This window comes from Azospirillum sp. B4, assembly GCF_000333275.1.
Taxonomy (GTDB): Bacteria; Pseudomonadota; Alphaproteobacteria; order Azospirillales; family Azospirillaceae; genus Nitrospirillum.
In genome coordinates this window covers 1-5,710 of sequence record NZ_BACU01000349.1, presented here as the reverse complement: position 1 = coordinate 5,710, position 5,710 = coordinate 1, and the positions used below count along the sequence as shown (strand labels likewise).

5 protein-coding genes and 1 other RNA gene are annotated in these 5,710 nt (G+C 67.3%); 2 read left to right on the top strand and 4 right to left on the bottom strand.

Annotated elements, in window-relative coordinates; all coding sequences use genetic code 11:
* Together I55_RS34505 and I55_RS15505 are read right to left on the bottom strand one after the other, a co-directional pair.
* A protein-coding gene (locus I55_RS34505; protein ID WP_252181166.1) for an IS630 family transposase occupies positions 1-891 on the bottom strand; the annotation gives its coding sequence in 2 pieces (ribosomal slippage) (positions 1-550 and positions 553-891; 889 coding nt annotated over the 2 pieces). This gene is flagged as partial in the annotation.
* Positions 892-1,024: 133 nt separating this feature from the next.
* Positions 1,025-2,536 (bottom strand): beta-lactamase family protein, encoded by a 1,512-nt coding sequence (locus I55_RS15505; RefSeq protein WP_252181165.1) that lies wholly within the window; start codon positions 2,534-2,536, stop codon positions 1,025-1,027.
* 250 nt (positions 2,537-2,786) lie between these two features.
* Here I55_RS15505 and I55_RS15500 point away from each other — a divergent pair, with 250 nt between their 5' ends.
* On the top strand, positions 2,787-3,563 hold the full coding sequence (locus I55_RS15500; protein WP_044561492.1) for a membrane protein: 777 nt from the start codon (positions 2,787-2,789) through the stop codon (positions 3,561-3,563).
* Positions 3,564-3,606: 43 nt separating this feature from the next.
* On the opposite strand, the gene thyA is transcribed toward I55_RS15500, so the two are convergent.
* The gene (thyA, locus tag I55_RS15495) at positions 3,607-4,497 is read right to left on the bottom strand and encodes a thymidylate synthase (RefSeq protein ID WP_044561491.1); all 891 of its coding nucleotides are present in this window, start codon (positions 4,495-4,497) and stop codon (positions 3,607-3,609) included.
* A gap of 90 nt (positions 4,498-4,587) precedes the next feature.
* Positions 4,588-5,373: a carotenoid biosynthesis protein gene (locus tag I55_RS33145; RefSeq protein WP_049974170.1), complete on the bottom strand. Its 786-nt coding sequence runs from the start codon at positions 5,371-5,373 to the stop codon at positions 4,588-4,590.
* A 70-nt stretch (positions 5,374-5,443) separates the two neighbouring features.
* On the opposite strand from I55_RS33145, the gene ssrA reads away from it, so the two are divergent.
* Positions 5,444-5,710: a transfer-messenger RNA gene (gene ssrA / locus I55_RS33880) on the top strand; the annotation flags it as partial.

Sequence of the window (5,710 nt, the reverse complement as noted above, 5' to 3'; positions counted from 1 at the left end):
CGGTTTGGAGAGTTTTGCCGATGGCGGCACAGAGGCCATCGGCAGATCGCTCTTGAGCTTGACGCAGATGATGCTTGAGTTTGGCGAAGAACTGCTCGATGGGGTTCAGGTCGGGTGAGTATTTTGGAAGGAAGATCACCCTGGCCCCGGCCGCCCGTATGGCGTCCCGGACGGCCTTGCCTTTATGTGAGCCGAGATTGTCCATGATGACGATGTCGTTGGGCTTCAATGTCCGGACAAGGACCTGCTCGGTATAGATCCTGAAGCGCTCGCCGTTGATCGGCCCCTTGATCAGCCACGGCGCATCCACGCGATCTTGGCGCAGGGCGGCGATGAAGGTCATGGTATTCCAATGGCCGAAGGGGGCCGGACCAGGTAACCGTTGCCCACGCGGGGCCCAGCCTCGCAACGGCGCCATGTTAGTCTTGGTCCACGTCTCGTCGATGAACACCAATCGAGACGGGTCGATCCCCGGTCGCAGTCTCAGCCATCGCTCCCGGTGGCGGGCGATGTCCGGCCGGCTTCTTTCCGTGGCGACCAAAGTCTTTTTTTATAACTCAGTTTCTCAGCATGCACGAACTCCCAGACCGAGCGGTAGTCCACCTTCAAATTCCGGTCCGCCAGCTCACGGACAAGACCACGTAAGGTGAACGGGCCGCTGGCACAGCGCGTCAGCAGCCAGTCCCGGTGCTCCCCGGAGATCGCCTTCGGCTTATGCCCTCCCATCTGACCAGGAGCCACGCTGCCGGTTACCGCCTCGCGCTCCAGCCATTTGATCGCCGTGCTCACCGCAACGCCAAACCGCTTCGCGGCCTGATGGCGTGACAGGCCATCAAGCTTAACCGCGTCAACAACGCGCTGACGAAGATCCATCGAGTACGGACGACCCATCGTTCCCGGCCCCATATAAATCAAACCGGTAACCTTGAATCACATTCCAAGCTCGTTGGGAATCCAATCCTGAATCAGCCTTATTTCATCCCGCTCTAAAGGTAAGTCCGCCCGCCTGCCCTGCCCACGCCCATCACCCGCCCGCCTTCAGCGCCAACAGCCGCCGCTCCGCGTTCTGGTTCTTCGGGTCCAGCTCCAGGGCGCGCTGATAGGCGGCGATGGCGGCTGACTTGTCACCGGAGGCCGCCAGCGCCTCGGCCAGGCTGTCCTGGGCGTTGCCGCTGTCGGGGTAGAGGTCGGCGGCCAGCTTCAGGACGGCCAGGGCGTTGCGCGGCTGGGCGTTGCTGAGCAGGCGATACCCCCAGTCGTTCAGTTCCGCCTCCTCCAGCCGCAAGGCCGGGTCCTTGGCCTTCAGCTCGGCATAGACGGCGGGGGTCTGGTCGTACCCCCGGCGCTGGACCTCCACCCGCAGCGCCGCCACGCCCGTCAGCTTGGCGCCGTAGAAGGCGGCCACTTGGTCGATCATGTCCTCCGGGCAGGCGCCGGAAAGGTTGGTCAGGATGACCACACCCACGTCATCCTCGGGATAGAGGAAGAAGGCGGAGCGGCCGCCGCCGGTCATGCCCACCGCGCGGTGGCCGCCCCGGTCCAGCACCTCCCAGCCCAGGCCCCACTGGCCCTTGCGGCCGTCGTTGAAGCTGGCCGGTGTCCACAGCAAGCGCAGGCTGTCGGCATCCAGCAACTGGCCTTGGGAGACGGCGATCATCCACCGCGCCATGTCCTCCGCCGTGCTGTCCAAGCCGGAGGAGGCGCGGTGCATGGGGCGGAACAGTTCATAGACCGGGTGGGGGGTGGCGACGGGCGTGCCGTCAACTCCCGTCGCATAGCTGTTACGGTAGCCGGCGGCCTTGCCCGGCGTGACCGTGCTGCTGTCGCCATAGCCGGTGTGGGTCATGCCCGCCGCCTCGATCTCCCAGCCGATGATGGGCGTGTCGGGCGGCTGGCCCGTCAGCGTGTCCACCACCCGCTGCACCAGAGTGTAGTTGGTCTGGCAGTAGTCGAAGCGTTCCCCGGGGGTGAACTTCATGGGCTGCGCCTGCACCCAGGCCCAGATGGCCTCACCCCCCACCCGCTCGTCCCGGTCCCCCGGCGCGCGGTTGATGTCGGGCAGGCCGGACATGTGGGTCAGCAACTGGCGGATGGTGATTGGGCGCCAGGCGGCGGGCAGGCCGTCCAGGTACTGGCCCACGGGCGCGTCCAGATCCAGGCGCCCCGCCTGCACCTGGCGCATCGCGGCGACACCGGTGAAGGCCTTGGTGATGGAGTTGAGGGCGAAGATGGTCTCCTTGGTCACCGGCACCGGCGTCTGCAGGTTGGCGACGCCATAGCTGCGCGACAGCACCAGGCGGCCGTGCTGGACGACGGCGACCTGCATTCCCGGAATGCCCAGGGCCCGCATCTGGTCCTGCAGGAAGGCGTCCACCTGGGCCGCCACCTGGGCCGCCACCTGGGCCGCCTGGGGGTCGGTGATGCCGGATGCCGGGGCCGCCCGGTTGGCGGCGACCACCGCCTTGCCCGGGTCGGCCAGACCCGCCATGGGCATCCCCAGCAGCAGCAGCGCCGCCATCCCCACCCTCGCACGCATGATCCGTCCCCGCATCGTTGGCTCAGCGGACGCCATGCTATCAGGGGTGGGTTGGGGTGCGGAGGGGCCACTCCGGTGGCCCCAAGGTCGGATGGGTAAATGAGGACGGGCCGGCAGGATCCACCCGCCTGGCTGGGCAAATTTCCGGCCGCGCGGCGGACCAAAATGCCGCACCCCCTGCCCCAGCCTTGTCCCGGTCGCCGGGCTCAGGCTGCATGCGTGCGACGATAACCGCCGCCGAGCCCGCCCCATGCCCATCCTGTCCCAGATCGGCGCGCCCAAGACGGACGACAGCGCCAAGGTGCCGCAAGTGACCCTGATGTTCTGGGTCATCAAGATCGCCGCCACCACCCTGGGCGAGACGGGCGGCGATGCCGTCACCCTATCCATGGGCCTGGGCTATCTGGCCGGCACCGCCGTCTTCGCCGTCGCGTTCGCCGCCGCCGTGGCGACGCAGATCAGCACCCGCCGTTTCCATCCCGCGCTGTATTGGCTGACCATCCTGGCCACGACGACGGTGGGCACCACCCTGGCCGATTTCGCCGACCGGTCGCTGGGCATCGGCTATGCCGGCGGCACGGCGCTGCTGACGGGCCTGCTGGCGTTCAGCCTCGCCGGCTGGCGGCTGGCGCTGGGCAGGGTTTCCGTCGCCAGCGTCACCGGCGCCCGGGCGGAGGCCTTCTACTGGACCACCATCCTGTTTTCCCAGACGCTGGGCACCGCCCTGGGCGATTGGGCGGCCACCAGCGAGGGGCTGGGATATGGCGGCGGCATCCTGGTGTTCACCGGCCTGCTGGCGCTGCTGGCGGCCGCCTATGCCTGGACGTCGCTGTCGCGCACCGCCCTGTTCTGGGCGGCCTTCATCCTGACCCGGCCCCTGGGCGCCGTGGTGGGCGATTTCCTGGACAAGCCGGTGGACGCGGGTGGGCTGGACCTCAGCCGCTATACCGCCTCCGCCCTGCTGCTGGCCTTCATGGCCGCCTGCCTGGTGCTGGCGCCGCAGCGCGCGGCGTCAAGCCGGCACTGAGCCCGCTCGGCCGGTCCTCCCGCCGCCCTGTCACACCGCCCTGTCACACCGCCACATCGGCCTTGATGTGGGCGTGGGGGTCGTAGCCGGTGATCTCGAAATCCTCGAAGCGGTAATCGAACAGGCTGTCGGCCTTGCGCTTGATCAGCAGCTGCGGGAAGGGGCGCGGCTCCCGCGTCAGCTGCTCTTCCGCCTGGGGGATGTGGTTCATGTAGAGGTGGACGTCGCCGCCCTGCCACACCAGGTCGCCCACGCCCAAATCGCACTGCTGCGCCAGCATGTGGATCAGCAGGGCGCCTTCGCACAGGTTCCAGGGAAGGCCCAGCAGCGTGTCGGCACTGCGCTGGAAGATCAGGCCGGACAGCTTCCCGTCCGCCACGAAGAACTGATAGGTCATGTGGCAGGGTGGCAGGGCCATGGCGGGCAGGTCGGCCACGTTCCAGCCGGTGAACAACAGGCGCCGGCTGGTGGGGTTGGTGCGGATGCCGTCCACCAGTTCCTGGATCTGGTCAATGACGCGGCCGTCCGGCCCCTGCCAGCGCCGCCACTGCTTGCCATAGACGGGGCCCAGGTCGCCCCACTGGGCGGCGAAGGCATCGTCGCTCAGCACCCGCGCCTCGAACTCCTCCTGGCTGATGGCCTCGCCCGTCTTCCTGCGATAGTTGGCCAGCGGCCAGTCCGTCCAGATGCGCACCTTGTTGGCCAGCAGCGGGCGGATGCTGGTGTCCCCCGACAGGAACCACAGCATCTCGTGGATGGCCTGGCGGTGGAAAATCTTCTTGGTCGTCAGCAAGGGAAAGCCGGCCGCGAGGTCGAAGCGCATCTGCTCCCCGAACAGCGCCTTGGTGCCCACACCGGTACGATCCACCCGTGCCGCACCCTGGTCGATCAAGCGACGCAGCAGCGACAGGTACTGGTATTCCGGATGCGCCATGGCGGGCCCTCACATGCGATCGCCGGTCGGCCCGACGCTGAAACGGTATCACTACATAATGTAGCGCCCCGGCATCCGGAACCCCATATCTCAAGAGATGGAGCGTGCGGGGCTGGCCAGCCGCACCAACGCCAGCACGCCCGGCATCAACATCGAGTACACCGCCACGGCGGCCAGGGCCGGGAATCGGCCCGGCACCAGGTATTCCAGCGAGAACAGGGTGTAGACGACCACCGGCAGGGCGGCGAAGGCGCGGCCGAAGCGGTAGACATCGCCCCGGTCGCCAGTGGCGGCGTGATAGGCCAGATAGACCAGGAAGGTGGTCAGGATCCAGCCGGCGTAGTTCTGCAGCGGCACCCCGAAATAAGGCCCGCCATCCTCCCACACCCAGTTGCCGGCCGCCGCCATGGGCGGGTCCATCACCATGTCCCAGCCGGTCATGGCCAGCGCCGCGACCAGCGCCAACACCGCCACACCGGCCGGCCGGCGCAGGTCCAGGCCGCGCAGCAGGGCCAGCGCCACCACCCAGGCCGGATAGATCATCATGAACCAGGCCAAAGGGATCAGCACCGGCACGTGGCCCAGCTTGGAACCCAGCAGGTCGCCGTAGTGATACCGGCCATAGACCAGGCCGGTGCGCACGCCCACCTCCTCCAATGCATAGGAGATGACGACCGACAGGCCGAAGAACAGGGCCAGCCGCCGCCCACCCAGCATCAGCCCGGCATGCAGCACGGAGAAGGCCACGAACACCAGGGTGAAGCCGACATTGCCCGGCTGCGGCAGGGGCAGCCAGCGGTGGGTGGCGAAGGCCAGGATGAAATAGGCCAGAATGATGAACAGTCCCCAAGCCGCCGCCCACGCGATGCGCCGCATGTTGATCTCCCCCGTGATCGGCGGCGTTCCCCTCCCCCCCGGAAAGGTCGCGACCCTGCCATTCCCCTAAGGGCTTTCACTTTCGCCCCCGCGTCCCTATATTAGGGATGTCGGGCTTGCCCGACTATGGCGATAAACGCCTTGCGGAATAAGCGTTGCGGACCCGGGGGCGGTACCCGGCGCCTCCACCATCATGGGGGCGAATCAGGATCGACGTGCGTGGTAAAGGCATGGTTTTCGCTCGGCATGGTTCCGCCGTCATCGGGCCGTTTCATAGGTGCCAACGATAATTCGGCGCCTGCTCTTCGCATGGCCGCCTAATACCCTCANCGGGGTA